This window comes from Streptomyces tamarix (assembly GCF_032423885.1).
GTDB lineage: Bacteria > Actinomycetota > Actinomycetes > Streptomycetales > Streptomycetaceae > Streptomyces > Streptomyces tamarix.
The window spans coordinates 79,376-103,048 of the sequence record NZ_JAWCTQ010000006.1 but is presented as its reverse complement, the minus strand read 5'-3'; the positions used below and the strand labels follow the sequence as shown (position 1 = coordinate 103,048).

Below are 23,673 nucleotides of genomic sequence, written 5' to 3'. Positions count from 1 at the left end.
CTCCCTGTTTGTTCTCGACGAAGCCCTGCGGTGCGCAGGGCTTCACTTGGCGGTGTCGTCGGACGGATCCGGCCGGGTGCTGCCCCCGTGCCGGGGCAGGCCGCCCGTCTCTCCAGATGTCTTGTTCTGCTCCGCGGGGTCCGCTGACGCCTCCGGGCCGGATCGTCGCTGATCCCGGCCCGCCCGCTCGCTCTCGATGAGCTCGTTCAGCCAGCGCACCTCGCGCTCCACGGACTCCATGCCGTGCCGCTGGAGTTCGAGCGTGTAGTCGTCCAGCCGCTCGCGGGTGCGTGCCAGGGAGGCGCGCATCTTCTCCAGCCGCTCCTCGAGGCGGCTGCGGCGGCCTTCCAGCACCCGCATCCGCACCTCGCGCTCCGTCTGCCCGAAGAAGGCGAAGCGGGCCGCGAAGTGCTCGTCCTCCCAGGAGTCCGGTCCCGTGTGGGACAGGAGCTCCTCGAAGTGCTCCTTACCTTCGGCGGTCAGCCGGTAGACGATCTTCGCACGCCGTCCCGCGAGGGAGGCGGCGAGGGCGTCCTCGGGGGCGCTGCCCGGCTCCTCGACCAACCAGCCGTTTGCCACCAGGGCTTTGAGGCAGGGGTAGAGCGTGCCGTAGCTGAAGGCGCGGAAGATGCCCAGCGAGGTGTTGAGCCGCTTGCGCAGCTCGTATCCGTGCATCGGAGCTTCGCGGAGCAGACCGAGGACGGCGAACTCCAGGATGCCGGAGCGCCTGCTCATCAGCCGCCACCTCTTCCGTGTCGCTCTTTATGCCGCCCTGATGTATCGGTTCGATACATCACGACGATAGAACGACGCCCCTGTGTCGACAAGTGGGACCGCCGTGAACGGCGTCACATCAGCAATTCGCCGTAAGCGACTTGCCTGATTTGGGGTGAACTTCGGCTCAAGGGGGGTTTTGGCCGTGCGTAGTCTGTGCGGCATGCACACCACCGGGAACCACGTGAGGACGGGGGAACGTCATCGTCGTGGGTGCATGGCGGGCGGGCCCGGCGGGCTCGTCCGAGCCATTTCGGGGGGACCGGAACTCAGCTGCCGCTTCCAGGCGTAATCGCCTGCCCGAGGAGTAGTCGTTCGATGAGCGAGCACCGTCGTAAACCGCCGCAGCCGCAGGGTGGCGGCCGCGCCGCGGCCCGGCGCGCTGCCCAGCAGCCCGGCCGCCGGTCGGCGCCGGCGCGGGATGTCAGTACAGGATCTCCTGCCGACCCGTACGGCGGGGCGCGCCCCTACGGCGGTCGTGCCGAGGCGCGGCGGGCCGCCCAGCGCGGCGGCCGGCGGCGCGCCGCCGAGGGCGCGGGGGGCGCCGGTGGCCACGGCGGTGGACGCCGCGGCACCGGTGGCGGCGGCTACGGGGGCCGGGGGCCCGGGGGCGGCCGGCCGGGCAGGAAGCGGTTGATCGACTACCCCCGCCACGACAGGTACGGATGGCGCCGCTGGGTGCCGTCCTGGAAGCTCGTGGCGGGGGCCGGCCTCACCTTCGCCGCCCTGGTGATGGGTGTCGCGACCCTTTCCTACGCGATGGTGGGGCTGCCGGACCCGGCCAAGGCCGCCACGGCCCAGAACAACGTCTACTACTGGGAGGACGGCACGCAGATGGCCGCCACCGGTGGTGAGGTCAACCGGCAGATCATCGCCTACAGCGAGATCCCCATGGGCATCCAGGACGCCGTGGTCTCCGCCGAGAACAAGACCTTCTGGACGGACGCAGGCGTCGACCCGATGGGCATCGGCCGCGCCCTGTTCAACATGGCCACGGGCGGCGAGACCCAGGGCGGCTCGACCATCACCCAGCAGTACGTCAAGAACAACCGGCTCAACAACCAGTCGCAGACGCTGGACCGGAAGTTCAAGGAGCTGTTCATCTCCATCAAGGTCAACAACGAGTTGACCAAGAAGGAGATCATGGCGGGCTACCTGAACACCTCGTACTTCGGCCGGGGCGCCTACGGGATCCAGGCCGCCGCGCGCACGTACTACGGCAAGGACGCCGAGCACCTCGAGGTGGAGGAGTGCGCGTTCCTCGCCGCGCTGCTCAAGGGCTCCACGTACTACGACCCGGCCGGCGCGCCCGAGATCGACCCCAAGGCGACCGCCGAGGCCAACACCGAGCGCGCGACGAAGCGCTGGAACTGGATCCTCGACGAGATGGTGAAGGACGGGAAGCTGTCCGCCGCCAAGCGGGCGACCCTCACGGACTTCCCGGACCCGGAACTGCCGCAGAAGCAGGCGAAGCTCGGCGGCCAGGTCGGCTACCTCGTCGACCTCGCCAAGGCGTACTTCATCAACAACAACGACCACGGGATCACCGCCGAGGACCTGTCCAAGGGCGGCTACGAGATCAGGACGACCTTCGAGAAGGAGAAGGTCGACGCCCTCGAGAAGACCATCAAGAAGGTCTACGACGAGAACATCGACCCGGAGAAGCGCCCCGACACGGACACGCACGTCCAGTTCGGCGGTGCCTCCGTCAACCCGGAGACGGGCGCCATCGTCGCCATCTACGGCGGCGTCGACGCGACGAAGCACTTCACCAACAACGCCGACCAGACCGGTGCCCAGGTCGGTTCGACGTTCAAGCCGTTCGTCCTCGCCGCGGGCATGAAGTACGGCGTCAGGGACCGGTCCAAGGGCCCGGATCAGGGCCCTGAGAGCCGGACGCTGATCGACCCCGACACGGCGGTCTACAACGGCAAGAACAAGCTGAAGATCCGGCACTACAACGGCAGCGTCTGGAAGGACGAGAACAACAAGGAGTGGCTCCAGGTCAACGACGACGACGTGAGCTACCCGGACATCAGCCTCCGCGAGGCGATGATCCACTCCGCGAACTCGCCGTTCGTGCAGCTCGGCATGGACATCGGGATCAAGGAGGTCAGGAAGACGGCCATCGAAGCCGGCCTCCTGGAGAGCAGCCTCGCCAAGGGCGAGGTGCCGTCGTTCTCCATCGGCATCTCCGACCCGAGCGCCATCCGCATGGCGTCCTCCTACGCCACCTTCGCCGCCAACGGCGAGCGGCGGGACCCGTACTCCGTCACCGAGGTGAAGAAGAACGGCGTCGTCATCTACCAGCACGAGGACAAGCCGACGCGCGCCTTCACGGCCGCCATCAGCAGCAACGTCACCGACGTGCTCGTCGACGTCGTCGAGAAGGGCACCGGCAAGAAGGCCCGCCTCCCGGGCCGCCCCGCCGCGGGCAAGACCGGTACCACGGACGGCAACAAGTCGGCCTGGTTCGTCGGCTACACCCCGCAGCTCGTGACGGCGATCGACATGTACCGCCTGGACGACGACGCCTCCAACAAGAACCGCAAGTTCGAGGAGATGTTCGGCACGGGCGGTCGTGAGAAGGTCCACGGCTCGTCGTTCCCGTCCGAGATCTGGAAGGCGTACATGACCGAGGCCCACGCGGGCCTGCCGGTGAAGCAGTTCCCGGAGCCGGAGGACCTGGACGCCCGGCCCGTGTACGGCGGTGGCGCCGAGAGCCCCGAGCCGACGCCGAGCGAGACGCCGTCGCAGTCCCCGTCGCCGTCGAGCTCGCCGACCCCGACGCCGTCGACCAGCCCGTCCAGGGAGACCGAGAAGCCGGACAAGACCTGCGGCCCGTTCGACTGGGACTGTGACCCCGGGGCGGGCGGCACCACCGAGGGCGGCGGTACGACGGACGGTACGGACAACGGTGGCACCACCGAAGGGGGCACCGGCGCCACCATCGAGGGCGGGACCACGGAAGGCGGCGAGACGAGCCAGTCGCCGCCGACCGGCGGCAACGGCAACGGCAACAGCAACGGGAGCAGCAGCAACACCGGAGGTGGGGACGGAGGCGGCTGGTTCGGCGGGACGAGCGGCTAGCGCCGCCGCTCCCGCCCGGCCACCGGCACACGCCATGGCGAGGGCCGTCGCACCCCGTACGCGCACCACGCGCGCGTAGGGCGGGTGCGGCGGCCCTCGCCGCGTTCCCGGGCCCGTACGGCAGGATGTCCCCCATGCCGAGCCCACAGAAGACGCGCGTCCCCCACGACCGGCGGCCCGTCGTGTGCCCCACGCGCCAGGACGAGACCGCCGCCGCGGGCAGCGAGGTGATCGGCGGTCCCGTCGGCCGCCGCGCCCGGCTCGGCGTCGACGTCCTCACGCCGGTGCGGGTCGTCGCGCTCGTCGCGATCGGCGTGTTCGCGCTCGGCATGGTGCAGAAGCTGCCCTGCTACAACTGGGCCTGGTTCCGCGGCGCCGCGTCCCAGTACACCCACGCCTGCTACTCCGACATCCCGCACCTGTTCGTGGCGCGCGGCTTCTCCGAGGGGCTCCTCCCGTACTTCGACCGGTTCTCCGGCGACATGCAGTACCTGGAGTACCCGGTGCTCACCGGCCTCTTCATGCAGGTCGCGGCCTGGCTGACACCGGGCGGCGGCGACCTGCAGCACCAGGAGCAGATGTACTGGATGGTCAACGCGGGCATGCTGCTCGTCTGCACCGCGGTGATCGCCGTGTGCGTCGCGAGGACGCACCGGCGGCGCCCCTGGGACGCCCTGCTGGTCGCCCTCGCGCCGGCCTTCGCGCTGACCGCCACCATCAACTGGGACCTGCTCGCCATCGCCCTGACCGCCGCGGCGACGCTCATGTGGAGCCGGGGCCGCGCCCTGGCCTTCGGGGTGCTGCTCGGCCTCGCCACGGCCGCGAAGCTCTACCCGTTCCTGCTGCTCGGGCCGCTCCTGGTGCTGTGCTGGCGAGCCGGGAAGTGGCGGGAGTTCGCGGTGGCCCTGCTGGGCTCCGCGGGCGCGTGGCTCGTGGTGAACCTGCCCGTCATGGTGCTCGCGCCGGAGGGCTGGAAGCGGTTCTACGTCTTCAGCCAGGAGCGGAACATCGACTTCGGTTCGTTCTGGCTGGTCCTCACGCAGCGCTTCGACCTGGACCTGCGGGTCGAGACGGTCAACACGGCCGCGAGCGTGCTGATGCTCCTGGCGTGCGCCGGGATCGCCGCGCTGGCGCTGGCCGCGCCGCGCCGCCCCCGGTTCGCGCAGCTCGCGTTCCTGGTCGTGGCGGCCTTCATCCTGACCAACAAGGTCTACTCGCCGCAGTACGTCCTGTGGCTGGTCCCGCTGGCCGCGCTGGCCCGGCCGCGCTGGCGGAGCTTCCTCGTGTGGCAGGCGTGCGAGGTGGCGTACTTCCTCGGCATCTGGATGTACCTCGTGTACGTCACGATCGAGCACAAGCAGGGCCTGCCGCTGGACGGGTACCACTTCGCGATCGCCCTGCACCTGGCCGGGACGCTGTACCTGTGCGCCCTGGTCGTACGGGACGCCCTGCGGCCCGAGCGGGACGCCGTCCGGCAGGACGGCTCGGACGACCCGTCCGGAGGCGTCCTGGACGGTGCCGAGGACGTCTTCGCGGTCGGCCGGGCCGCCCGGGGGGAGCGCCGGGCGGACACCGCCGTCCAGTGACCGGCGGCCCGCCCGTACGGCCGTGCGGGCCGTGCGGCGGCCTAGCGGTCGACGAGCCGGTCGTACTGGGTCGTCGTGTGCCGCAGGTGGGCGACCAGCTCGTCGCCGACCTTCGGCTCCTGCGCGTCCGCCGGGACGAACAGGATCGACACCTGCATGTGCGGCGGCTCCGCGAACCAGCGCTGCTTGCCCGCCCACACGAACGGGGAGAGGTTCCGGTTGACCGTGGCGAGGCCGGCCCGGGCCACGCCCTTGGCGCGCGGCATCACCCCGTGCATGGCCTTCGGCGCCTCCAGGCCCACGCCGTGCGAGGTGCCCCCGGCGACGACCACCAGCCAGCCGTCGGACGCCGCCCGCTGCTGCCGGTAGCCGAAGCGGTCCCCCTTGGAGACGCGGGTGACGTCCAGGACGGCGCCCCGGTACTCCGTCGCCTCGTGGTCGCCCAGCCACAGCCGCGTACCGATGCGGGCGCGGAACCGGGTCTGCGGGAACTGCTGCTGGAGGCGGGCCAGCTCCTCCGCCCGCATGTGGCTGACGAACATCGTGTGGAGCGGCAGCCGGGCGGCCCGCAGCCGGTCCATCCAGCCGATGACCTCCTCGACGGCGTCCGAGCCGTCCGTACGGTCCAGCGGCAGGTGCAGGGCGAAGCCCTCCAGGCGGACGTCCTCGATGGCCGCGTGCAGCTGCCCCAGCTCGTGCTCGCCGATGCCGTGCCGCTTCATCGAGCTCATGCACTCGATGACGACGCGCGCGCCCACCAGGGCGTGCACGCCGTCCACGGACGACACGGAGCGGACCACCCGGTCCGGCAGCGGCACCGGCTCCTCACCCCGCCGGAACGGTGTCAGCACCAGCAGGTCGCCGCCGAACCAGTCCTTCATCCGGGCCGCCTCGTAGGTGGTGCCGACGGCGAGCATGTCGGCGCCGAAGCGATTCACCTCTTCCGCGAGGCGTTCGTGGCCGAAACCGTAGCCGTTGCCCTTGCAGACCGGGATGATCCCGGGGAACTGGTCTATCACGGACTTCTGATGCGCCCGCCAGCGAGCAGTGTCGACGTACAGGGTGAGCGCCATGGCCGGTCCGGACCCTTTCTGTGGCTGTGGGTGTCGGGGTGGATGAGGTGTGCGGGACGTGTACGAGCGTACGGAAGCGCGGTGGCGTCAGCGACGCGACATGTAGATGTCCAGCGCCTTGTGCAGCAGCTTGTTCAGCGGGAAGTCCCACTCGCCGATGTACTCGACGGCCTCGCCGCCCGTGCCCACCTTGAACTGGATCAGGCCGAAGAGGTGGTCGGTCTCGTCGAGCGAGTCCGAGATGCCGCGCAGGTCGTACACGGTCGCCCCCATGGCGTAGGCGTCGCGCAGCATGCGCCACTGCATGGCGTTCGACGGGCGGACCTCACGGCCGATGTTGTCGGATGCGCCGTACGAGTACCAGACGTGCCCGCCGACCACGAGCATCGTCGCGGCGGAGAGGTTCACGCCGTTGTGCCGCGCGAAGTAGAGGCGCATGCGGTTGGGGTCCTCGTTGTTGAGGACGGTCCACATGCGCTGGAAGTACGACAGCGGGCGCGGTCGGAAACGGTCCCGGACGGCCGTGATCTCGTACAGCCGCTGCCACTCGGGCAGGTCGTCGTAGCCGCCCTGGACGACCTCGACGCCGGCCTTCTCGGCCTTCTTGATGTTCCGCCGCCACAGCTGGTTGAAGCCCTTGAGGACGTCGTCCAGGGAGCGGTTGGCCAGCGGCACCTGGAAGACGTAGCGGGGCTGGACGTCGCCGAAGCCGGCGCCGCCGTCCTCGCCCTGCTGCCAGCCCATCTTGCGCAGCCGGTCCGACACCTCGAAGGCGCGCGGCTCGATGTGCGTCGCCTCGATGTCGCGCAGGCGCTTGACCTCGGGGTCCTGGATCCCCGCCTTGATCGCCGGGGCGTCCCAGCGGCGGATCACGACCGGCGGGCCCATCTTGACCGAGAACGCGCCCTGGTTCTTGAGGTGCTGGAGCATCGGCTGCAGCCAGTCGTCCAGGTTCGGCGCGTACCAGTTGATCACCGGGCCCTCGGGCAGGTAGGCCAGGTACCGCTTGATCTTCGGGAGCTGGCGGTACAGCACCAGCCCCACGCCGACCAGCTGGTCGTTCCTGTCGAACCAGCCCAGGTTCTCCGAGCGCCATTCGGTCTTGACGTCGGCCCACGCCGGAACCTGGCAGTGACTCGCCGCCGGAAGACTCTGGATGTACGCCAGATGCTGCTCTCGGCTGATGGTCCTCAGGGTCAGGCTCATGCGGGGCGCTCCTCGGCAGGTGTGTCCCCCATCGGTACAGGGGTTCCAGCTCTCGCGCCGAAGCCTACTGGCACGGGGGAGCGCCCCGACTGGGCCTACACCGGGAGGCGCTAGCCGATCACGCCGCCGAACAGACCGCCGCGGGCCATTCCGAGGAAGAAGCCGACCGCTGCCGCGCCCAGCCCGATGACCAGGAACGTCCGCTCCCGGGTGGTCTCGGAGACGTACTGGCCGTAAGCGCCCGTGAGGATGCCGATGAGGCCGGACCACGAGCTGATCAGGTGGAGGCTGTGGAACTGCGCCGTGATGAAGGCGAGGGCGCCCAGCACCAGGGTCACGACCATCAGGGTGTCCTGGAGCGGATGGGGCTTGCCGTCCGTGGAGAGGAGGGAAGAGGAGGAATGACGCTGGAATGCCTGAGCCATGAGGCACCTCCTGGCTTGCCGGAGGGCGGCGCACCACAGCGCCGCCCGGACCCGATGCGTACAGATTGCGTCCGCTGACCACGGGATTTCAACCGGAAGCCGCCGTGCGGGTACTCTGTACGGTCTGCACCGGTGTCTGCCCATGCCCGGAAACGCGCCAGTCCCTGGCCGTCGTCCGCGGCCTTTGTCAGTGGGCACGGATACCGTTGCGCACGCATCACGACCCTCCTGCCACGGAACGACCGTGGCCGCTGAGTCCAAAGGAGGTGGGTTCCACATGCGTCACTACGAGGTGATGGTCATCCTCGACCCCGATCTCGAGGAGCGCGCTGTCTCCCCGCTGATCGAGAACTTCCTCTCCGTCGTCCGTGAGGGCAACGGAAAGGTCGAGAAGGTCGACACCTGGGGCCGTCGTCGTCTCGCTTACGAGATCAAGAAGAAGCCCGAGGGCATCTACTCGGTCATCGACCTGCAGGCCGAGCCTGCGGTCGTCAAGGAGCTCGACCGCCAGATGAACCTGAACGAGTCGGTCCTCCGGACCAAGGTCCTCCGCCCCGAGACCCACTGAGCTTTCCGCTCACTGGTCATCGGGTCCGAGTAGCAGCAAGCAGCCAGAAGCAAACCCGCCGAGAGGTTCCCCATGGCAGGCGAGACCGTCATCACGGTCGTCGGCAATCTTGTCGACGACCCCGAGCTGCGCTTCACCCCTTCCGGTGCGGCGGTCGCGAAGTTCCGCGTCGCGTCCACTCCCCGCACCTTCGATCGTCAGACCAATGAGTGGAAGGACGGCGAGAGCCTGTTCCTGACCTGCTCGGTCTGGCGCCAGGCGGCGGAGAACGTCGCCGAGTCGCTCCAGCGGGGCATGCGCGTCATCGTGCAGGGCCGGCTGAAGCAGCGGTCCTACGAGGACCGCGAGGGCGTCAAGCGCACGGTCTTCGAGCTGGACGTCGAGGAAGTCGGCCCGAGCCTCAAGAACGCCACGGCGAAGGTCACCAAGACCACCGGCCGCGGCGGTCAGGGCGGCTACGGCGGCGGCCAGCAGGGCGGCCAGGGCGGCTGGGGCGGTGCCCCGGGCGGCCAGCAGGGCGGCGGCGCTCCCGCCGACGACCCCTGGGCGGGCGGCGCGCCCGCCGGCGGCCAGCAGGGCGGCCAGGGCGGCTGGGGCGGCAGCTCCGGCGGCGGCTACTCGGACGAGCCCCCCTTCTAGGGCCGGGCTCGTACCCCACTTCTTGATCACACAGGAGAAACACCATGGCGAAGCCGCCTGTGCGCAAGCCTAAGAAGAAGGTCTGCGCGTTCTGCAAGGACAAGACCGCGTACGTGGACTACAAGGACACGAACATGCTGCGGAAGTTCATCTCCGACCGCGGCAAGATCCGTGCCCGTCGCGTGACCGGCAACTGCACGCAGCACCAGCGTGACGTCGCCACGGCCGTCAAGAACAGCCGTGAGATGGCGCTGCTGCCCTACACGTCCACCGCGCGATAAGGAAGGGTGACCTACTAATGAAGATCATCCTTACCCACGAGGTCTCCGGCCTCGGTGCGGCCGGCGACGTCGTCGACGTCAAGGACGGCTACGCTCGCAACTACCTGGTCCCGCGCGGTTTCGCGATCCGCTGGACCAAGGGTGGCGAGAAGGACGTGGCGCAGATCCGCCGCGCCCGCAAGATCCACGAGATCGCGACCATCGAGCAGGCCAACCAGATCAAGGCCCAGCTCGAGTCCGTCAAGGTGCAGCTGGCCGTTCGCTCCGGCGACGCCGGCCGTCTGTTCGGCTCCGTCACCCCGGCTGACATCGCCTCGGCGATCAAGTCCGCCGGTGGCCCGGACGTCGACAAGCGCCGTGTCGAGCTCGGTGCGCCGATCAAGACCCTGGGCTCGCACCAGGTGTCCGTGCGTCTGCACCCCGAGGTCGCCGCGAACCTCGGTGTCGAGGTCGTCGCTGCCTGAGCACTGCCTTCGCAGGGCTGAGCACTGAAGGGCCGCACCCGCTTGGGTGCGGCCCTTCGTCGTGTCCTCCGGTGTTTCACGTGAAAGTTCCCTGGTGTTTCACGTGAAACGGCGTGTTTCACGTGAAACACCGTGTGCTCGTCAACGGGTGGCGCCGGTGACCAGCCAGCGACCGGAGCGCATCCGCAGCCACAGCGTCACCATTCGAGTGGCCATCATCAGGAACATCGCCCACCACAGGGCCGTTAGCCCACCCCCGAGAACCGGAACGAGCAGGGCGACCGGAGCGAAGACGACCAGGGTGACCACCATAGCGCCCGCCAGATACGGCCCGTCTCCGGCCCCCATCAGGACGCCGTCCAGGACGAAGACGACCCCGGCGATCGGCTGGGAGAGCGCCACGACCAGCAGTGCGGGCAGGAGAGCGTCCCGTACGGCGTCATCACCCGTGAAGATCGGAATGAACAGAGGACGGGCGGCCACGACCAGGACGCCCAGGACCACGCCCGAGACGATGCCCCACTGCACCATGCGGCGGCAGACCGCGCGGGCGCCATCGGTGTTCCCCGCACCCAGATAACGGCCGATGATGGCCTGGCCCGCAATGGCGATGGCATCGAGCGCGAAGGCCATCAGGCTCCACAGCGAGAGGATGATCTGGTGCGCGGCCACCGGTACGTCACCGAGCCGGGCGGCGATGGCGGTCGCGATCATCAGTACGGCGCGCAGGGAGAGGGTGCGGACGAGGAGCGGGACGCCGGCCTGGGCGCTGGCCCGGATCCCGGCCGCGTCGGGCCGGAGCGAGGCACCGTGGCGCCGGGCCCCGCGGACGACGACGGTGAGGTACGCGACGGCCATGCCGCACTGCGCGATGACGGTGCCCCACGCGGAGCCGGCGATCCCGAGCCCGGCACCGTAGACCAGCACGACGTTCAGGACGGCGTTGGCGCTGAAGCCGCCGATCGCGACGTAGAGGGGGGTCCTGGTGTTCTGGAGGCCGCGCAGGACGCCGGTGGCGGCGAGGACGATGAGCATCGCGGGAATGCCAAGGCTGGAGATCCTGAGGTAGGTCGCGGCGTGCGGGGCGGCGGTGCCGGAGGCTCCGAAGACCTCGACGACCCAGGGAGCGGTCGGCAGGGTGACCGCGACGACGGCCAGGCCGAGGAGGAGGGCGAGCCAGATGCCGTCCATGCCCTGGCGGATCGCCGCCGGGAGATCATCCGCGCCGACGCGCCGGGCGACGGCCGCCGTGGTGGCGTAGGCGAGGAAGACGAAGACGCTGACGGCCGTCGCCAGGAGGGGGGCCGCGATGCCCAGGCCGGCCAGTTGGGGGGTGCCGAGATGACCGATGACGGCGCTGTCGACGAGTACGAACAGGGGCTCGGCGACGAGGGCTCCGAAGGCAGGGACGGCGAGGGCGAGGATCTCTCGGTCGTGGGAGCGGCGGACGTTCTCGGGAGCCGGGGAAGCCTGAGTCATGCATTCAATGTAATCGTCCACAGGTAAGAGACACAATCCATTATCAGTCCTTACATGGCTCTGCTTCGGGGGAGGATGCCTGCGCTGTTTGTGCGGATCTTGAGTCCCTGGGGAAAGTTTTTCTCCCCCACAGCCGGTGGATGGAAAAAAAGCAGGTCAGAGCGGGTGTGTGGAGAGCGTTATGAGTTTGTCCACACGGCTGTCCCCCGGTCCGTGCACAGGATCCGGCGAGTTCTCCACAGCATCGGGGCGTTCGCCCACAGGCCCTGTGGATAACCAGATTGGCTGACGGTGCCCGCGGGCCTACCGTGGTCCGGCGCCCGACGTGCCGCGAGGTGGAGTTGGAGCCTCTTGTTTGTCAGAGCCGTGGCGTAGAAAGAGTGACACGCCAAGGTCCGCGGTGCGGACGGGAGGAGGTGGCCGGTGACCATTCCGGAGCCCTTGGACGACCCCTGGACCGACAGCGGCCCGAGCGACCGTCTGCCCGTCTCCCGCCAGCGCGGAGCCGAAGCACCGGTCGGAGGGCGAGGCGGCGGCCGTGGCCGGGGACGCGAGGAGCAGCACGAGCGGGGCGCCGAGAGCGGCCCCTGGGACAGCGGTGCCGGCGGCTTCGAGCGCGTCCCCCCGCAGGACCTCGACGCCGAGCAGTCCGTGCTCGGCGGCATGCTGCTATCCAAGGACGCCATCGCGGACGTCGTGGAGATCCTCAAGGGCCACGACTTCTACCGCCCGGCCCACGAGACGATCTACCAGGCGATCCTCGACCTCTACGCCAAGGGCGAGCCGGCCGACCCCATCACCGTGGGCGCCGAACTCACCAAGCGCGGCGAGATCAACCGGGTGGGCGGGGCGTCGTACCTGCACACCCTGGTGCAGTCCGTACCGACCGCGGCCAACGCCTCGTACTACGCGGAGATCGTCCACGAGCGAGCGGTGCTGCGCCGCCTCGTGGAGGCCGGCACCAAGATCACGCAGATGGGGTACGCGGCGGACGGCGACGTCGACGAGATCGTCAACCAGGCCCAGGCGGAGATCTACGCCGTCACGGAGCAGCGCACCAGCGAGGACTACCTCCCCCTCAGCGACATCATGGAGGGCGCCCTCGACGAGATCGAGGCGATCGGCTCCCGCAGCGGCGAGATGACCGGTGTGCCGACCGGCTTCACCGACTTCGACTCCCTCACCAACGGCCTCCACCCCGGCCAGATGATCGTCATCGCGGCCCGTCCCGCCATGGGCAAGTCGACGCTGGCGCTGGACTTCGCGCGCGCCTGTTCGATCAAGCACAACCTGCCGAGCGTCATCTTCTCGCTGGAGATGGGCCGCAACGAGATCGCGATGCGTCTGCTGTCCGCCGAGGCCCGGGTGGCGCTGCACCACATGCGGTCCGGGACGATGACCGACGAGGACTGGACCAGACTGGCCCGGCGCATGCCGGACGTCTCGCAGGCCCCGCTCTACATCGACGACTCCCCGAACCTGTCGATGATGGAGATCCGCGCCAAGTGCCGCCGCCTGAAGCAGCGGAACAACCTCAAGCTGGTGGTCATCGACTACCTCCAGCTGATGCAGTCCGGCGGTTCCCGCCGCGCCGAGAGCCGCCAGCAGGAGGTCTCGGACATGTCCCGCAACCTCAAGCTCCTCGCGAAGGAGCTGGAGCTTCCGGTCATCGCCCTGTCGCAGCTCAACCGAGGTCCCGAGCAGCGCACGGACAAGAAGCCCATGGTGTCCGACCTGCGGGAGTCCGGCTCGATCGAGCAGGACGCGGACATGGTCATCCTGCTCCACCGCGAGGACGCCTACGAGAAGGAGTCCCCCCGCGCGGGCGAGGCGGACCTCATCGTGGCCAAGCACCGCAACGGCCCCACGGCCACCATCACGGTCGCCTTCCAGGGCCACTACTCACGCTTCGTCGACATGGCCCAGACCTGATCCCGTGGTTCAGCCGGGAACGGCGGATGGTGCTCAAGGACGCGTGTTGGCGGCGGAGACCGTGGTGGTGGCCGGCCGTGATGTCAGTGGCGTGTTGGCCCGCCGGTGACCGCGCCGGTGTCCAGCGCGCTGAGCGCCGGTTTCGCCGTCCGCCCGCTGGGGACGGGGTCCTGACCATGCGTCACGTACAGGCGGTGATGGTCACGGCGGTGACCGCGGCCATCGTCGCCTGCATGTCGCGGATCGCCCTGCGGACGCTGTCGGCCGCCCACTGGCCCTCGGCGATCGTGGCCATGCGGGGCTCGATCTCCTTGCGGGAAGCATCGGGGAAGGCGATGCCGTGCAACCGGGCGCCGTGCAGGAGCGCGATGAGCGCGGACGTGCGGTTGTCGGGGCGGGCGCCCCGCAGGACGACGCGGGCCAGCCGGTCGCGGAGCTCGCGCTCCACGGTGCCGTCCGCCTCCGGGTAGCGCCGTACGGGGAAGAGGCCCATCGTGCGATGCCGTTCCTCGACGACCAGGCCGCGCTCGCACAGGCTCCGCACTGTCGCCCGTACGGCGGTGGCCTGGTCCTTCGCCAGCCAGTCGGTGACCTTCCCGGAGCGGTGCCGGTGGGCCCAGTCGGCGAGTCGGTGCAGCCGCTCGTCGAGCAGTTCGTTGCTTGTCGACGAGGTGTCGGTGATGCCCACCCGGCCGGACACGACCTGGATCCGGTGCCGCAGGGCCAGCTCCAGCAGGATGCCGCCCGCCACGGCCCAACCCGCGGAGGCCCGGTCCTTCGCGACACCGGACTCGTCGTCCAGTGACAGCAACATGACTTCCTCGCCCAGTGTCACGGACATGCGCGGCCCTCCTCGATCATCGCGGTCACTGATGTCGACGCGGGCCGGGGGCAGCGGGTTCCGTACCGTGCGGTACACCTGAGTCCATGACCTCGTCCTCTGTACCTCTCCTGCCCGCCACGGAGCGCTCGCTGCTCCACCGGATCGCCGTCGGCCAGGCCGAAGGCCGGACACCCTCACTCGTCGGGGCGGTCGCCCGAAGCGGCCGGATGGTGTGGTCGGGCGCATGGGGCGACGTCGCGTCCGCCGCCGATACGCAGTACCGAATCGGTTCGATCACCAAGACCTTCACCGCCGTCCTGGTGATGCGGTTGCGGGAGGAGGGCCTGCTCGGTCTGGACGACCCTCTGGAGAAGCACCTGCCGGGCACGGACGTGGGCGATGTGACCGTCGCCCAGCTCCTGAGCCATACGGCTGGACTGGCGGCCGAGTCACCGGGCCCCTGGTGGGAGCGGACGCCGGGCGAATCGCGCCCCGGCCTCGCCGACGTCCTCGGGGAACGGCCGCTCGCTCATCCGCCGGGGCGTGTCCACCACTACTCCAACACCGGCTACACGCTGCTGGGCTCGCTCGTTTCCGCGGTACGCGGCATCCCGTGGGAGGAGGCGCTGCGCACCGAGGTCCTGGAGCCGCTGGGCATGAACCGGACGACAACACGGCCGGTGGCGCCGTACGCCGAGGGCTGGGCGGTCCACCCCTGGGCGGACGTGCTGTTGCCCGAGCCGGTCGAGGACCTGGGGTTGATGGCCCCGGCCGGGCAACTGTGGTCGACCGCCGCCGACCTCTGCCGGTTCGCCGCGTTCCTCGCCGAGGGGGATGACCGGGTGCTGCCCACGGAGTCCGTACGGGACATGCGTACGCCCGCCGCGCCGCCCGTCGCGGGGGACTGGGACGGCGGCTACGGGCTCGGTGTGCAGCTGACGCGGCGGGACGGCCGTACCCTCGTCGGCCACTCCGGTTCACTGCCGGGTTTCGTCGCCGGTCTGTGGCTGAGCGTGGACGACGATGTGGCCGCGGTCGTCCTGGCCAACGCGACGTCCGGGCCGCAGACCGGCGTGCTCGCCGCCGACCTCGTACGGATCGTCGCCGAGGCGGAGCCCCGGCTCCCGGAGCCGTGGCGCCCCCTGTCCAAGGCCGACGCTTTGCCGCTCTCCCTGACCGGCCCCTGGTACTGGGGAACGTACGCGTACGGGCTGAAGGCGCTCGCGGACGGCGGCGTGGAGCTGCAGCCCCTGCGCGGCGGCGGGCGCGGGTCCCGGTTCCGGCCGCTGCCGGACGGCACCTGGCTCGGGCTCGACGGCTACTACGACGGGGAGGTGCTCCGCGTGGTCCGCCGGCGGAACGGCTCGGTGAGCCACTTGGACCTGGGGTCGTTCGTGTTCACCCGTGAGCCGTACGAGCCGGGAGACGCCGTTCCGGGAGGCGTGGACGAGGGCGGTTGGCGGGGCACGCGCTGACGTTTCACGTGAAACAACGCTCAGAGCGCCAGCTTGAAGCCGACGTGTGAGGCGGTGAAGCCCAGGCGGTCGTAGAAGCGGTGGGCATCGGTACGGGTCGCGTCCGAGGTGAGCTGGACCAGCGTGCAGCCCTGGCGGCGCGACTCCGCGATGGCCCACTCGACCAGCCGCGTACCGAGCCCGCTGCCGCGCGCGTCGGCGTGCACCCGTACAGCCTCGACGAGGGAGCGGGTGGCGCCGCGCCGGGACAACCCCGGGATGACGGTCAGGTGGAGCGTGCCGACGACCTGCTCGTCACGTACGGCGACGACCAGATGCTGGTTCGGGTCCGCAGCCACCCGCTCGAAGGCGGCGAGGTAGGGGGCGAGGTCGTCGGGCGATTCCCGCTGGGCGCCGAGCGGGTCATCGGCGAGCATCGCCACGATGGTGGGAACGTCGTCTGCTGTCGCGCGCCGGATTTCAAGATCATTCATGGGGTGGAGGCTACCCCGTCGGTCATACCGAGACGTCGAGTTCTTCCAATGCCTTCACCAGGGGAGCCAGCTCCGGCTTCTTGGCCGCCTCGTCGAGCGCTTCGCGGAGGGCCACGTCATGGGTGGGGCGGGCCTCGGCCAGGAGCCTCTGCCCGACTTCTGTGACATCGGTGTAGATGCCACGCCGGTCCGTCTCGCAGAGGTAGCGGGTGAGCAAGCCCCGATCCTCAAGACGGGTGACCAGACGCGTGGTGGCGCTCTGGCTGAGGACGACGGCGTCGGCGACCTGCTTCATCTGCAGATGTCCACCCGGTCCGCTGTGCTGGCGGCTGAGGACGTCGAGCAGCGAGTACTCCCGCACGCTCAGCCCGTGCCGGGACTCCAGGGCGCGCTCGACATGGCTCTCGATCCTGCCGTGCAGCAGCGAGAGCGCGCACCAGCCCTGCGCGAGGGCGGTCAGTGACGGGTCGATCGCTGTCATCGCTCTGCCTCTCTCCCTTGCGAACGGGCCCTCCGGGGCGGCCCCGCCACCAGGGTAGACGACTCCTGCAATAGCCCGCGCTTGCAATTAAAGAGCGTCTGCAACTATTGTCAACGCCTGTAAAGCGCATACGCAATCTTCGGAAAGGGTGAACCCATGCCCCTCGCGCTCCTCGCCCTGGCCATCGGGGCCTTCGGAATCGGTACGACGGAGTTCGTGATCATGGGGTTGCTTCCCGAGGTCGCGGCCGAGTACGGCGTCTCCATCCCCACTGCCGGCCACCTCGTCACGGGGTACGCCCTGGGCGTCGTCCTCGGAGCTCCGCTCATGACCGTGCTCGGCACCCGGATCTCCCGGAAGCGGATGCTCATGCTGCTGATGCTCCTCTTCACCACGGGCAACGTCCTGTCCGCACTCGCCCCCGCCTTCGGTCTGATGCTGCTGGGACGGATCGTGGCCTCCCTCGCCCACGGCGCCTTCTTCGGCATCGGCTCGGTCGTCGCAGCCGGCCTGGTCGCTCCGGAGAAGAAGGCCGGCGCCATTGCGATGATGTTCACCGGCCTGACCGTCGCCAACGTGGTCGGCGTGCCACTCGGCACGTTCGTCGGACAGAGCGCCGGCTGGCGAACCACCTTCTTGATCGTCGCCGCCCTGGGAGTCCTCGGCCTGCTGGGGATCGCCAGGCTCGTTCCCGAGCAGCCCCGGCCGGAAGGCGTACGCCTGCGTCACGAGTTGGCGGCCTTCCGCAACGTGCAGGTGCTGCTCGCCATGGCGATGACCGTGCTCGGCTTCGGCGGCGTCTTCGCTGCGATCACCTACATCACGCCGATGATGACCGGGGCCGCGGGGTTCGCCGACGCGTCCGTCACCTGGCTGCTGGTCCTCTTCGGGTTGGGCATGGTGGGCGGCAACCTGATCGGCGGCCGGTTCGCCGACCGCGCGCTGATGCCGATGCTGTACGTGTCACTGGGCGCCCTCGCCCTGGTGCTCGCCCTGTTCACGCTCACCGCGCACCACAAGATTGCCGCCGCCGCCACGCTCGCGTTGATCGGCGCCCTGGGCTTCGCGACCGTGCCACCCCTGCAGAAGCGGGTGCTGGACCAGGCATCCGGCGCGCCGACCCTGGCGTCCGCCGTGAACATCGGGGCCTTCAACCTCGGCAACGCCCTGGCCGCCTGGCTCGGCGGACTCGTCATCGCGGCCGGCCTCGGCATCACGGCCCCCAACTGGGTCGGTGCTCTGCTCGCCGGTTCGGCACTGGGACTGGCCGTGCTGTCCGGAGCGCTGGAGCGCCGTGACCGGCGCGGTACGAGCCGAATCGTCACCGGCTCCACGGCCGGGGACGGCACGGCCGTGGAGACCAGGGTCACGCGCGAGGCACCGACCGCGCCTGCTCGGCGCTGACGGGCCGGAGCCGCCGCGACGCCCGCAGCCGGTCGGCGGACACGGTGACGGACGACGGGAAGTCCGGTGACTCGGACGCTTGGGTGGTTTCACGTGAAACACCGCCCCGTCATCCCCTCGTCCGCGTCCGGCACGGCTCGCGGTCCGATGCCTCGCGAGCCGATGCCGTGACCGTGTCCGGACGGAGCGACGATCAGCCCAGATCGGGAGCGTGCATGGCGCGTACGCCCTCGATGTTGCCGTCCAGGTAATGGCGCAGCGACAACGGGACGAGGTGCACGGCGGCGATGCCGACCCGACTGAACGGCACGCGGACGATCTCGTACTCACCGACCGGTTCGTCCACCTCGGGGCCGTGCCGCCGGCTCGGGTCCATCGACTCCAGGTGGCAGACGAAGAAGTGCTGCACCTTCACGCCGGAGACGCCACCGTCCTCGATGTGCTCGACGGTGTCGACGAAGCAGGGCACCACGTCCGTGATCTTCGCGCCGAGTTCCTCGTGGACCTCCCGGTGCAGGGCGTCGACGACGGTCGCGTCACTCGGCTCGACGCCACCGCCCGGCGTGAGCCAGTAGGGGTCCATCCCGGGCTTGGTGCGCTTGATCAGGATCAGGTCGTCGCCGTCGAGGAGGATGGCCCGTGCGGTGCGCTTGACCACTGGACGTTCGGTCATGGCATGAAAATGGCCCGTGGCGTTCCGCTTGAAACGCCTGGAGGGACGCGACTGCCGACGGTCACCACTCGGCTGCTGCCCGCAGTAGCGTCTCCTGGGCCCGGGCGATGTGATTCAGGACCAATGTGCCGGTGCGGACGACGAGGAAGTACGTCCGCAGGGGCGGGACTGGCGGTTCCAGCAGCGCGACGAGGCGGCCGCTCTCCAGGGCGTCCTCGCACAGGTAGCGCGGGAGTACGGCGAGGCCCGCGCCCGAGGCGGCGCTTTCCCGTACGGCCCGCAGATCGGGGACGACGACCGTGGCGGACGCGGCGGGTTTTGACTCGAAGACGGCGGACCAGTACCGGGTCACGAACGGCAGCGACTCGTGCACCTCGATCACCGGCAACTGCTCCAGAACGACGGAGCCCTTGCCCAGCAGCACGTCCGGTGCCAGCCGGGCGGCCCAGCGGGGCGCGGCCACCAGCACGTGCTCCTCGTCGCACAGCGGTGTCGCCGTCAGCAGCCCACCGCGCGGTCGTGCCGTGGAGAGGACCAGGTCATGGCGCCCGGCGGCCAGCCCGTCGAGGCCGTCCTCGGAGGCGGCGAACAGCGAAGTGCGCAGGGTGAGGCCCTCGGCCACGAGGGGAGTCAGCGCGGGTAACACCCGGAGCGAGACGAGTTCGGGCGGCCCGGCGAGATGGAGGGTGCGGGCCCCGACCCGCCCGTGCGGCCCGAGCTCGGTGATCTCCACGAGCGCGTCCAGGTGCGGAGCGGCCCGGTGGGCGAGCTCGTCGCCGACCGTCGTGGGGGTGACACCACGGGCCTGCCGCAGGAACAGCGGCCGGCCGAGCTGCCGCTCCAACGTGCGGATCTGACTGGTCACGGCGGGCTGGGAGAGCCCGAGGAGGGCCGCGGCGCGAGTGAAGGAGCCGGCTCGGTGCACCGTGACGAAGGTCCGCAGCAGACTCAGGTCCATGCGCCTCCCTCTTCCTGGTCGGTGCCGCCCCCAGATCCGTACAACTATAAATAAGTCGATAGGCTCCTGTCGCTAGCGTGATTGGACACTGACGTAGAGTCAACTAGCCTGGTTCAGACCGGAATCCGGCACACAGGCAGGACGGTCCGAGCCACGAGGGGGGAGGCTCGGACCGTCCGTTCCGCGTAGCCGTTCCGACGCGCGCCGAAACGTCAGCCGCGCCCGGCCGCCGCGTCCAGGGCGCGCAGCACGTCCGCAACGAGGTCGTCGGGGTCCTCCGCGCCGACCGAGAAGCGGATGAAGCCAGGCGGCACGGCGTCGCCACCCCACCGCCCGCGCCGCTCGGCCGTCGACCTCACGCCGCCGAAGCTGGTCGCGTCGTCCACCAACCGCAGCTCCTCCAGGAAGCGCTCCGCGCGTTCCCGGTCGGCCAGGACGAACGACACGACCGACCCGAAGCGGCGCATCTGCCCGGCCGCCACCTCGTGCGAAGGGTCGTCCGGGAGCCCCGGGTAGCGCAGCCCCGTCACGTCGCCGCGCGTCGCCAGCGCCGTGGCCAGCGCCAGAGCGTTGGCACACTGCCGGTCGGCCCGCAGCTGGAGCGTGGCGAGGGAGCGGTGGGCGAGCCACGCCTCCATCGGACCCGGGATCGCGCCGACGATCTTCCGCCAGCGCCGTACGCCGGCGGCCAGGTCCGCGTCGCGGCAGGCGACGTGGCCGAGCAGGATGTCGCCGTGCCCGGTCATGCCCTTGGTGTCGCTGGCCACCGAGAAGTCCGCGCCGAGCACCAGGGGGCGCTGCCCCAGGGGCGTGGCGAGGGTGTTGTCCACGGCGACCAGGGCACCGGCGGCGTGGGCCGCCGTCACCATCCGCCTGATGTCGCACACGTCGAGACCGGGATTGGACGGGGTCTCCAACCACAGCAGCTTCGCACCGCCCAGGACGGACAGCTGGGCGTCACCGCCGGTCGGCGCGGTGCGCACCTCGATCCCGTACGCCTCCAACTGCTCGCGCACGAGGGGCAGGGCCTGGTAGCCGTCCGTCGGGAGGACCACGGCGTCTCCGGCCCTGAGCTGCGAGAACAGCACCGAGGAGATCGCGGCCATACCGGAGGCGAAGACCACGGTCTCCACCGTGCTGTCCCCGGGCGCCTCCAACTCGCCGATGGCCCGCTCCAGCAGCGTCCAGGTCGGGTTCTCGTCGCGCCCGTACGTGTACGGGCCGGTGGGCTCGCCGGGCAGGTGGAAGTGTGCGGCGAAGACCGGACCCGGCAGGGTCGGTTCGTACTTGAGGGGTTCCGGAAGGCCGGCTCGCACGACACGGGTGCCGTCGCCCCAGTCGGGTGCCGCCGCCATCAGTGGCGCCCGTCCGGGAGGACGACGTTCAGCGCCCACGACACGACCGAGATGATCAGGCCGCCCAGGACGGCGGTCCAGAAGCCCTCGACGTGGAAGCCGAGGTCCAGCTTCTCGGCGAACCACGAGGTCAGCAGCAGCATCAACGCGTTCACGACCAGGGTGAACAGGCCGAGCGTGAGGATGAACAGCGGCAGTGTGAGCAGCTTCACGAGGGGCTTGACGAGGATGTTGACCACGCCGAAGACGAGGGCGACGAGGACCAGCGTCAGCGCCTTGCGGCCGGTGCTCTCGCCGGTGAGCGTGATGTTCTGCAGCAGCCAGATCGCCACCGCCAGGGCGCCCGCGTTCGCGAGCGTCTTGACTACGAAATTCATCATGTGTCTGATCGTGACAGACGTGATCGGAACGAGACGGGGACGAACGGCGATGAAGGCATACCGACTGGACGAGCTCGAGGCGGAGCGCGTCGCCAACGACGGCGCGTACCTGCAGTTCCTGCGCGAGCGGAACATGTCCGTGGGGCTGTACGCGCTCGATGCCGGACAGCTGGACCCGCAGCGGCCGCACAAGGAGGACGAGGTCTACTTCGTCGTCAGCGGCCGCGGCTCGATCACGGTCGGGACGGAGACCACCCAGGTGGGGCGCGGCAGCGTCGTGTACGTGCCGGCGGGAGTGCCGCACAAGTTCCACCACATCACCGAGGACCTGCGGGTCATGGTGGTGTTCTCTCCGCCCGAGAGCTGACGTTCCCTCCGCGGGGGAGCCGGGTCCGGAAGCCGGGGCGGCCCCGGCCTTCCCTAGGGGGAGGTTCAGGGAAGTCCAAGGGGCGCGGAGCCCCCGCCGGACACCACCCCGCCCCTAGCATCGAAAGCGTTCACCGTTGCGACGCAGAGAGACGAGGCCGGGCGATGGCGGTAAGAGGACTTCTCACAGGACTGCCGTGGTGGGTGAAGTGGGTGGCGATACCCGTGATCGCCGTCGTCGTCTTCGGCAGCGTGATCGCGACCGCTGCCCTTTTCGTGGTCGGCCTGCTGTTCAAGGTGCTGGTCTTCGTCGCCCTCGTCGCCGGGCTCGTCTATGTCGTACGGAAGTTCACGGCATCGTCGCCGTCCTCACGCGACGGTTGGTGAGCCGGAACGGCTATTAGGCCGCCCGAGGGAACGGCCCCGTCGGAAGTCACCCCCGAACGGAGTCTGCCATTAGAGTGGCAGAGCTTCCGCGGTCCTTGTATTCAAGGGCTGACTGAACGCCTTACCAGCGGTTTGTACGACTGTTGCGACTGTATGCCGCGTGATCTGCAGGACACGCGGGCGCATATGGCGGTGCCAGCGGCGATCGCTCGTGGGCGACATGCCCTGGGGGTGTCCTTCGGTCATGGCTTCGACTTCCACGGCTCCGACCCTGATCGGCTCGGTGCAGCGGGCGCTCAGGCTGCTGGAGGCCGTCGGGTCCCATGAGGGCGGGGCCCCGGCCAAGCAGCTCGCGCGCGAGACCGGTCTGCCGCTGGCCACGGCCTACCACCTGCTGCGCACCCTCACGCACGAGGGCTACCTGGTGCGGGACAAGGGGATGTTCACCCTCGGCGAGGCCGCCCGGCGGCTGGCCGCGGCGGGATCGCTGCAGAATCGTCGCAGCAAGATCGAGGACTCCCTGGCGCACTGGCGGGACACGATCGGCGTCCCCGTATGCTTCGCCGTCTACCGGGACGGTGAGATCGAGCTCGTAGCCGTCTCCGACCATCCCGCCACGACGATCGCCCCCGCCCTCGACGAGTGGGCCGACTATCAGGAAACAGGTCATGCGATGGCCATTTCCGTTCCCCTGATGCGAGATGAAAGCGTGCCTCCCGAAGTGGAGCGACTGCGCACCGAGATCGGTAAGTTCCTCCGGACACTCGCCGTCTCTATCAGCATCTGAAAAATCACTCCTTGTGATCTGATAGCGCGTACAGGAGCATTACGTCAAGAAGGCCAGGAGGGATCAATCCTGGCCAGTTTTGTCGTGGCTATTGCTTTCAGAACTGCATCGAGACATTCATCTACAGCGGGGTACGTGATGCGCGAGTCGGTTCAGGCCGAGGTCCTGATGAGCTTCATCGTCTCGGAGGAGCTCTCCTTCAGGATCCCGGTCGAGCTCGGGTACGAGACCAGGGACCCCTTCGCGGTCCGGATGACGTTCCATTTGCCCGGTGACGCGCCGGTGACCTGGACTTTCGGGCGCGAGCTGCTCGTCGACGGGATCAACAGCGCCACCGGTGACGGCGATGTGCGGATCGAACCGACCCAGGTCGAGGAGCTCTCCGACGTTCACATCCGACTGCGCGTCGGCGCTGATCAGGCGCTGTTCCGAGCCAGTGCGCCACCTCTCGTCGCCTTCCTCGACCGCACCGACAAGTTGGTGCCCCTGGGTCAGGAGCGCTCGCTCGGAGACTTCGACGAGGGCCTGGACGAGGTGCTCGGCCGCATCCTCGCCGACGAGAACGCCGGCTGAGGAGGCGTCCGCGGTGCCATG

The 23,673-nt window shown here is 69.6% G+C and carries 25 protein-coding genes; 13 read left to right on the top strand and 12 right to left on the bottom strand.

Going from position 1 to position 23,673, the window contains the following annotated elements; all coding sequences use genetic code 11:
* Positions 1 to 42: 42 nt before the first annotated feature.
* On the bottom strand, positions 43 to 735 hold the full coding sequence (locus tag RND61_RS07355; protein WP_315876979.1) for a PadR family transcriptional regulator: 693 nt from the start codon (positions 733 to 735) through the stop codon (positions 43 to 45).
* A gap of 357 nt (positions 736 to 1,092) precedes the next feature.
* Between RND61_RS07355 and RND61_RS07350 the strand changes: the two genes are divergently transcribed.
* Together RND61_RS07350 and RND61_RS07345 are read left to right on the top strand one after the other, a co-directional pair.
* Positions 1,093 to 3,864 carry a transglycosylase domain-containing protein gene (locus tag RND61_RS07350; RefSeq protein ID WP_315876978.1) on the top strand — a complete coding sequence of 924 codons (2,772 nt, stop codon included), beginning with the start codon at positions 1,093 to 1,095 and terminating at the stop codon, positions 3,862 to 3,864.
* Between the two features lie 134 nt (positions 3,865 to 3,998).
* Entirely contained in the window at positions 3,999 to 5,450 is a 1,452-nt protein-coding gene (locus RND61_RS07345) for a glycosyltransferase family 87 protein (RefSeq protein ID WP_315876977.1), read from the top strand.
* Between the two features lie 41 nt (positions 5,451 to 5,491).
* Here RND61_RS07345 and RND61_RS07340 read toward each other — a convergent pair whose 3' ends face one another.
* The 3 genes from RND61_RS07340 to RND61_RS07330 all read right to left on the bottom strand — a co-directional run bounded on the left by RND61_RS07340 (position 5,492) and on the right by RND61_RS07330 (position 8,154).
* On the bottom strand, positions 5,492 to 6,523 hold the full coding sequence (locus RND61_RS07340; RefSeq protein ID WP_315876975.1) for an alanine racemase: 1,032 nt from the start codon (positions 6,521 to 6,523) through the stop codon (positions 5,492 to 5,494).
* Positions 6,524 to 6,610: 87 nt separating this feature from the next.
* Positions 6,611 to 7,729 carry a lipid II:glycine glycyltransferase FemX gene (locus tag RND61_RS07335; RefSeq protein WP_315876974.1) on the bottom strand — a complete coding sequence of 373 codons (1,119 nt, stop codon included), beginning with the start codon at positions 7,727 to 7,729 and terminating at the stop codon, positions 6,611 to 6,613.
* Positions 7,730 to 7,839: 110 nt separating this feature from the next.
* Positions 7,840 to 8,154, bottom strand: a complete 315-nt coding sequence (locus RND61_RS07330; RefSeq protein ID WP_315876973.1) for a hypothetical protein — start codon at positions 8,152 to 8,154, stop codon at positions 7,840 to 7,842.
* A 277-nt stretch (positions 8,155 to 8,431) separates the two neighbouring features.
* On the opposite strand from RND61_RS07330, the gene rpsF reads away from it, so the two are divergent.
* The 4 genes from rpsF (at position 8,432) to rplI (ending at position 10,106) form a co-directional block, all read left to right on the top strand.
* Complete coding sequence (rpsF, locus tag RND61_RS07325) at positions 8,432 to 8,722, top strand: 30S ribosomal protein S6 (RefSeq protein ID WP_004950685.1); 291 nt, start codon at positions 8,432 to 8,434, stop codon at positions 8,720 to 8,722.
* A 72-nt stretch (positions 8,723 to 8,794) separates the two neighbouring features.
* Complete coding sequence (locus tag RND61_RS07320; RefSeq protein ID WP_315876968.1) at positions 8,795 to 9,361, top strand: single-stranded DNA-binding protein; 567 nt, start codon at positions 8,795 to 8,797, stop codon at positions 9,359 to 9,361.
* Positions 9,362 to 9,405: 44 nt separating this feature from the next.
* Complete coding sequence (gene rpsR / locus RND61_RS07315) at positions 9,406 to 9,642, top strand: 30S ribosomal protein S18 (protein WP_005315025.1); 237 nt, start codon at positions 9,406 to 9,408, stop codon at positions 9,640 to 9,642.
* A gap of 17 nt (positions 9,643 to 9,659) precedes the next feature.
* On the top strand, positions 9,660 to 10,106 hold the full coding sequence (gene rplI, locus RND61_RS07310) for a 50S ribosomal protein L9 (RefSeq protein ID WP_315876967.1): 447 nt from the start codon (positions 9,660 to 9,662) through the stop codon (positions 10,104 to 10,106).
* A gap of 141 nt (positions 10,107 to 10,247) precedes the next feature.
* Here the strand turns inward: rplI and RND61_RS07305 are convergent, their stop codons facing one another.
* A complete protein-coding gene (locus RND61_RS07305; RefSeq protein WP_315876966.1) occupies positions 10,248 to 11,585 on the bottom strand; it encodes an MATE family efflux transporter in 1,338 nt (445 codons plus the stop codon).
* Positions 11,586 to 12,008: 423 nt separating this feature from the next.
* Between RND61_RS07305 and dnaB the strand changes: the two genes are divergently transcribed.
* A complete protein-coding gene (dnaB, locus tag RND61_RS07300) occupies positions 12,009 to 13,517 on the top strand; it encodes a replicative DNA helicase (protein WP_315876965.1) in 1,509 nt (502 codons plus the stop codon).
* Between the two features lie 181 nt (positions 13,518 to 13,698).
* On the opposite strand, the gene RND61_RS07295 is transcribed toward dnaB, so the two are convergent.
* Positions 13,699 to 14,358, bottom strand: coding sequence for a GOLPH3/VPS74 family protein (locus RND61_RS07295; RefSeq protein ID WP_315876964.1), 660 nt, complete (start codon positions 14,356 to 14,358; stop codon positions 13,699 to 13,701).
* 86 nt (positions 14,359 to 14,444) lie between these two features.
* Between RND61_RS07295 and RND61_RS07290 the strand changes: the two genes are divergently transcribed.
* Positions 14,445 to 15,815: a serine hydrolase domain-containing protein gene (locus RND61_RS07290; RefSeq protein WP_315876963.1), complete on the top strand. Its 1,371-nt coding sequence runs from the start codon at positions 14,445 to 14,447 to the stop codon at positions 15,813 to 15,815.
* Positions 15,816 to 15,835: 20 nt separating this feature from the next.
* On the opposite strand, the gene RND61_RS07285 is transcribed toward RND61_RS07290, so the two are convergent.
* Both RND61_RS07285 and RND61_RS07280 read right to left on the bottom strand, forming a co-directional pair.
* The gene (locus tag RND61_RS07285) at positions 15,836 to 16,288 is read right to left on the bottom strand and encodes a GNAT family N-acetyltransferase (protein ID WP_315876962.1); all 453 of its coding nucleotides are present in this window, start codon (positions 16,286 to 16,288) and stop codon (positions 15,836 to 15,838) included.
* A gap of 22 nt (positions 16,289 to 16,310) precedes the next feature.
* Positions 16,311 to 16,769: a MarR family winged helix-turn-helix transcriptional regulator gene (locus RND61_RS07280; protein ID WP_315876961.1), complete on the bottom strand. Its 459-nt coding sequence runs from the start codon at positions 16,767 to 16,769 to the stop codon at positions 16,311 to 16,313.
* Between the two features lie 156 nt (positions 16,770 to 16,925).
* Here RND61_RS07280 and RND61_RS07275 point away from each other — a divergent pair, with 156 nt between their 5' ends.
* Positions 16,926 to 18,173, top strand: a complete 1,248-nt coding sequence (locus RND61_RS07275; protein WP_315876960.1) for an MFS transporter — start codon at positions 16,926 to 16,928, stop codon at positions 18,171 to 18,173.
* Between the two features lie 193 nt (positions 18,174 to 18,366).
* Here RND61_RS07275 and RND61_RS07270 read toward each other — a convergent pair whose 3' ends face one another.
* The 4 genes from RND61_RS07270 to RND61_RS07255 form a co-directional block, all read right to left on the bottom strand.
* Positions 18,367 to 18,846 carry an NUDIX hydrolase gene (locus RND61_RS07270; protein ID WP_315876958.1) on the bottom strand — a complete coding sequence of 160 codons (480 nt, stop codon included), beginning with the start codon at positions 18,844 to 18,846 and terminating at the stop codon, positions 18,367 to 18,369.
* Between the two features lie 61 nt (positions 18,847 to 18,907).
* On the bottom strand, positions 18,908 to 19,804 hold the full coding sequence (locus RND61_RS07265) for a LysR family transcriptional regulator (RefSeq protein WP_315876957.1): 897 nt from the start codon (positions 19,802 to 19,804) through the stop codon (positions 18,908 to 18,910).
* Between the two features lie 212 nt (positions 19,805 to 20,016).
* Positions 20,017 to 21,159: a cystathionine gamma-lyase gene (locus RND61_RS07260; protein WP_315876956.1), complete on the bottom strand. Its 1,143-nt coding sequence runs from the start codon at positions 21,157 to 21,159 to the stop codon at positions 20,017 to 20,019.
* The gene (locus RND61_RS07255; protein WP_315876955.1) at positions 21,159 to 21,539 is read right to left on the bottom strand and encodes a phage holin family protein; all 381 of its coding nucleotides are present in this window, start codon (positions 21,537 to 21,539) and stop codon (positions 21,159 to 21,161) included. The genes RND61_RS07260 and RND61_RS07255 overlap by 1 nt, the downstream gene beginning before the upstream one ends.
* A 49-nt stretch (positions 21,540 to 21,588) precedes the next feature.
* On the opposite strand from RND61_RS07255, the gene RND61_RS07250 reads away from it, so the two are divergent.
* From RND61_RS07250 to RND61_RS07235, 4 genes are all read left to right on the top strand, one after another.
* A complete protein-coding gene (locus tag RND61_RS07250) occupies positions 21,589 to 21,906 on the top strand; it encodes a cupin domain-containing protein (protein WP_315876954.1) in 318 nt (105 codons plus the stop codon).
* A gap of 164 nt (positions 21,907 to 22,070) precedes the next feature.
* Entirely contained in the window at positions 22,071 to 22,292 is a 222-nt protein-coding gene (locus RND61_RS07245; RefSeq protein ID WP_315876953.1) for a DUF5326 family protein, read from the top strand.
* A gap of 244 nt (positions 22,293 to 22,536) precedes the next feature.
* Entirely contained in the window at positions 22,537 to 23,079 is a 543-nt protein-coding gene (locus tag RND61_RS07240) for a helix-turn-helix domain-containing protein (protein WP_315876952.1), read from the top strand.
* A gap of 138 nt (positions 23,080 to 23,217) precedes the next feature.
* Positions 23,218 to 23,652 (top strand): SsgA family sporulation/cell division regulator, encoded by a 435-nt coding sequence (locus RND61_RS07235; protein WP_315876951.1) that lies wholly within the window; start codon positions 23,218 to 23,220, stop codon positions 23,650 to 23,652.
* Positions 23,653 to 23,673: the final 21 nt, after the last annotated feature.